The sequence below is a fragment of the Chryseobacterium sp. CG10_8 genome, assembly GCF_058117085.1.
Map to the genome: position 1 here is coordinate 1 of NZ_JBYVEB010000151.1, position 5006 is coordinate 5006.

Genomic DNA, 5006 nt, shown 5'->3' on the forward strand with positions numbered 1-5006 from the left:
CAGATTTACTTATCCCTGTCGTACAGTTACCATATTCTACAGTATCCAAAATCCCATCATTATCATCGTCCAAATCGCAGGCATTAGAAATTCCATCTCCGTCTGAATCTGGATTTGTTGCAGATATAGAACAAGCATCAATTGGCTGTACACAAAGATTGCTATCGACCGTAAGAGTTACATATCGGGTAACACAATTACCCCAAGTAATTTTTGCAACATAAGTTCCATTATAACTGTTACTCCAGCTTGGTACAGAATAAGTTCTTGTATTAGAAACTACGACTCCTGAAGGATTAGTCCAAGTATAAGTAGCTCCAGAATAATAAGGAATTGTTAATGCATAAGCAGATCCATTACATGGATGAGCCGTATTTGTAGAACTTAAATTCCCAATGGTTTTGATCTGAACAGATGTATTTGTCAGTACGCCACAATTATCAGTAATTTGCATATAATATAGCGTATTGGCAGTAAGATTATTAATGGACAAATTATTTCCAGCATTGGTAATTGTTGTCCAAGGTCCTGTAGCAGAGGTCGAATAATTTACAGTAAAAGGTCCTGCTCCTGAAATATCCAAATATGCTGAACCTGTAGAAAGCGCATTGCCAGAAGCATCTTCACAAATAGCACCTACAGAAGAGGTAACCGCAGCTCCAGAACCTGCCGTAGCAATGGTAAGGGTAACTGGTTGATCTATATAATAATTATATGTGTGACTACACCAAGGTTTTACTACCATTCTTACAGTATAGGTACCTGCTGGTAAATTCGTGAAATTTCCTGTAACATTTGAATCAATAACGGTTCCTGCACTATTCAATAATTCAATAGCCGTATTATAAGTTCCATTATATGCTTTATTTGAGTAAATATTTCCCGTACCACCACAATCCGAATTAGCATAAGCACTAAAGCTTTGATTTAATATTGATGGGTGATCGTTTGCTATTGTAAAACTACCTGTATTGGTTACTCCGCAACTAGTATATGAAACAGTATAGGTACCTGGAAGCAGGTTACTCCATGCCCAATACTGACCATCTACATAAACCCCATTCACTCCTACTTGGGATGGCCCACTTGTAATGGTAACCACTGCATTGGCACGATCTGGAAGATAGCCATCAATCTGAACTTGTGCCTGTGTTGTACCATTTTGGGTTAAAGGAAGAAGAGCTCCTCCATCTCCACATCTCCACATTAAAATTTGATTGAGTGACAAAGTTGGAGCACCTGCACTAGATGGATTAGTAGCCGATTTTGTAAGAGAAACACCACACGAGTCTGTAACAGTAACAGTATAATCGCCTAAAGGCAATCCAGTAACATTTAAAGATCCATTTACATCATTAATTGTTTGTGTTGCCACAACAGTTCCAGAAGAGTTTTTTACCTGAACTGTAATAGGATATTTCCAAAAAGAATATGTGCTAAAATTAGAAGAAACACTCATGGTTGTAGAAGCACCACATCCAGAAGTTCCGGTTACAACGGAAAAATCTCTAATCTCAGCATTATTTGCCCCATTTAAATAATGAGTATAAGATGAAGCGACACCACAAGCATTCGTAGTAGTCACATAATACAGATGACTTGCGGACATTGGATAATTAAAAGTAGTAGTAGCATCTGCAATCGTTCCTGAATATAAAATGGTTCCAGAAGCATCTGTATCTCTAATTTCAATTTTAACTCCGTTAGGTTGTGTAGTCATAGCTGCCCCGCTATCATTATCAGGATTCCATCCATACCAAAAGGTTGCGGTAGATGTATTGCTTCCACAAACTGGAGTCGGTTTCCAAGAATATTGAAATGTAGAAATGGATGGTCCAAGCTGTCTTGTTACGGTATAATAATTTCCACAGGCATCTTTCACCCTTATTTGATAAGTTCCAAAAGAAGTTACATTTTTTGTATTACTTGCGGAATATTGACTTAAGCTGTCATTATATCCTGCATTTGAATTTTCAATAATTGAATATTCATAAGGTGCCGTTCCTCCTGTAACTCCAGAAACAGTAAAAGTACCACCTGGTGTAAAATTGGTACAAACGTCTGTGATATTAACATTAAGTGCAGTAATAGGAACGTAATTATCCGCAACAGTAACATTATTAGTAGCTAAAATTACACTATTATCTGTACTACAAATCAATCGAACTTGATAATCTGTACCCGGTTGTAAATTAGAAAAAGTATTTGGGCTTGCGGTGTTCACAACCGAAGATAAGATAGACCCACTTTTTAATAACTGAACCGTTACATTACTTGAAGATCCTGATGGATTATAGGTTGCAGTAATTGTCCCATTTCCCGCACAAGTATTTGCTGTGGTACTTGTAGAAAGCGTTACAGATCCTGCCGAGGGACAAGCCTGTGCTTTCAGTCCATTTCCTAACAGAATTAGAAATGGAATAATAAATAATTTTAAAAATTTCCTCATTTTTTTATGTTTTTTTTTGTTATGTTTTAATTATTTTTGTTGTTTTAATATTTAATTGTTTATCCGTTATTTTAACGAAGTACGTTCCCGATTTTAAATCAGAGATCGTAACAATACTTTTGGTTGTTTCCAATATCTTTCGGCCATCTAAAGCAAAAATTTCTACTTTTGAAATCTCAATGCTTGATTTAATTTTAAAATAATCCTCAGCAGGATTAGGATAAATCTCTACATCTTCTTTTTGATGAAAATCCGCTGTATTTAAAGTTCCCGTTGTGGTAACCTTAAAATCATCTACCATTAACATCGATCCTTGTTGTGTTAAACAATAAATCCCAATCTTTACGGTTTGTCCCGCAAACGCATCCAAACTTAATGTCCTTTGAGTCCAATAAGAAAAAGCATATTGGAAAGGTTCGGTTGGTGAGTAATTAGGGCTTATAATGGTAAAGTCGTTGGAAGAAGTAGGGTTTCCAGCTCCATTATAAACTCCGATACGAAATCTCTCATCACCATAACTATTGGAAAGTGTTTTTACCCAAACGCTTAACTGATTTCCGGAACTTCCTAATGTAATGGCAGGAGAGATTAGCCAATCTTTGTTTCCTTCAAAAGAAGTGACCATTTCTCCAGCCCAAGAACCTGCATATTTACTTCCTGAATGGGGATCAAAATTTCTAATTTCACCTGTTGCTCCTGTTGCATCATTAGTTACATTAGCAGCTGAAGGTTGAAAAATTTGAAACGCTTGTGGCAAATATCTATTTGGCCAGTCCGCGACCCAATTTGTTGGAGGAGCGGGATCTCCACCTAACGTTCTTGTTGCTAATCCATCCAAATCAAGTGTCGTCCAAGAACCAAAATTATTAATAGTAAAACTTTGGTAACTCTCAAAACCTTCATCTAAAATAGTAGTTTGTGATTTTACTCCTACAAAGAAAGTAAACAAAACAATTAATGATGTTTTTTTCAATTTTTTAATAATATGTTAATTTTAATAATCAATATATCCTTCAAAAATTATTTGAAAGATTTATAAAAAATGAGTTTTTTAGATTATGTTTTTTTATGAATAAAAAAACGGTGGAGGTCTTATAGAGTCGCAATTTCTAATGCTTAACACCTCCGCCTTTATGGTAAAAAAAGAAAGGTTTTTAGCCCTTGAAATAAACAAATCATTTATAGATTTGAAGGGCTTAATAATCGTGATTAACTTATGGAAATCTCTAGGTAAAGTAAAAAGTTCAGAGGATTTATAAAACTTTGAATACTTAGTATTGCTATTTTCTCTGGGAAAAAAAAATTTTGTTACGCTTTTGTGTTTTACAATCCTTTTAAGATTTTCAATTTCTTTTTGTTTAGTCGATTTTTTTTTTTCAACCAATTTTTTAACCTTATCTACTGATCTTTTGGAAGGATTTTGATTTATTCTACTAGGTCTTGAAATTTTAACATTAATGTAATCTTCTCCTACAATATTTACATTACCTGCTATAAATATTGTGTTTTCAAGATTTTCCTGACTGCTAGAATTGACGAAAGAATTTTGAGAATAAAAAATAAGAGGAAGAAATAAAAATAAATAAATAAATAGAGTTTTACTAGTTAATTTCATTTCATTTAATCCTTTTTTAGGAGAATAGAGTAAATAATTATTTATCAAATGTGTTTTTTCTGACTGCAAATGTAAATATTTTCTTTTAATAAAAAAAAAAACTTACTACCAAATGTAAAAAGTAGTTTTTAAGTCATTTTTTTCAAAATTTATTTTTGAATATACTCTAAAAACATTAATTGGGAAGCTTATTTGTACATTCACACTCGATGCATTTTTTCATAAAACTCAAAAAAAACCGTTCAAAAAAGAACGGTTTTAATAAATAGAATTTTGTGATCTACGGTTTCCAGTAGCTCCATTTGCTGCCATTGAATACAGCTAAGCGTTTTGCTCCTGATTTGTTGATGTACACCATCATTCCAGGGGATGGACTTGGAACATTGTTGGTATCCGATACAATAGGTAAAACCATGGCTTTGGTCGTACTCTCCAAGACCAAAACCCCATCTGCGGTACTACTGGTAGCTCCAATAATAGCTTTAGATGTCGTTTCTGTGATTCCTTCTGGTTGTTCAGTAAGTTGTGTCGTGATATCAGCATCTTGTCCGCTTAGGTCAATCCATCCTCCATTGTAATATTTTACTCTTGCTGTTGTGGCTGTGCTTGCATCCAACAATATTGTACCTTCTGTTGGTGCACTAGGAAGTGTTCGTACATAAGGCAAGATGATGCCTTTATTATTCGTATTGGCAAACTCCAATAAAACAGATGTCTTGTTCGATGCAGTTCCCACTGCGTCTCCTATGATGACTTGTGAATATCCTTCTAGTGTAATGAATAATATGGATAATATCGTGATTATTTTTTTCATTTTCTTATTCTTTATTTTTTAACTCTATTAAAACCCAAAGGAAAGAAAATCACTTTCCTTCGGAGATTTAATTTTCTTGATATTTATGGACAGGCAGGTGTGGTGTAACAGTTCCATGCATTGTTGGC

General features: G+C 34.3%; 4 protein-coding genes. All 4 read right to left on the reverse strand.

Annotation, left to right across the window (positions count from 1 at the left end; translation table 11 throughout):
- Positions 1 to 2449: hypothetical protein (locus tag AC4AGG_RS15240; RefSeq protein ID WP_489772872.1), on the reverse strand; the 2449-nt coding region annotated here is incomplete at its 3' end.
- Between the two features lie 19 nt (positions 2450 to 2468).
- The gene (locus AC4AGG_RS15245) at positions 2469 to 3422 is read right to left on the reverse strand and encodes a choice-of-anchor J domain-containing protein (RefSeq protein ID WP_489772873.1); all 954 of its coding nucleotides are present in this window, start codon (positions 3420 to 3422) and stop codon (positions 2469 to 2471) included.
- A 93-nt stretch (positions 3423 to 3515) separates the two neighbouring features.
- Entirely contained in the window at positions 3516 to 4133 is a 618-nt protein-coding gene (locus AC4AGG_RS15250) for a hypothetical protein (protein ID WP_489772874.1), read from the reverse strand.
- Between the two features lie 211 nt (positions 4134 to 4344).
- Positions 4345 to 4878: a phage tail-like protein gene (locus AC4AGG_RS15255; protein WP_489772875.1), complete on the reverse strand. Its 534-nt coding sequence runs from the start codon at positions 4876 to 4878 to the stop codon at positions 4345 to 4347.
- Positions 4879 to 5006: the final 128 nt, after the last annotated feature.

What these genes read in the sequence shown, in the direction of transcription:
- AC4AGG_RS15255 (WP_489772875.1), bottom strand. Translation starts at nt 4,878, where the DNA reads ATGAAAAAAATAATCACGATATTATCCATATTATTCATTACACTAGAA.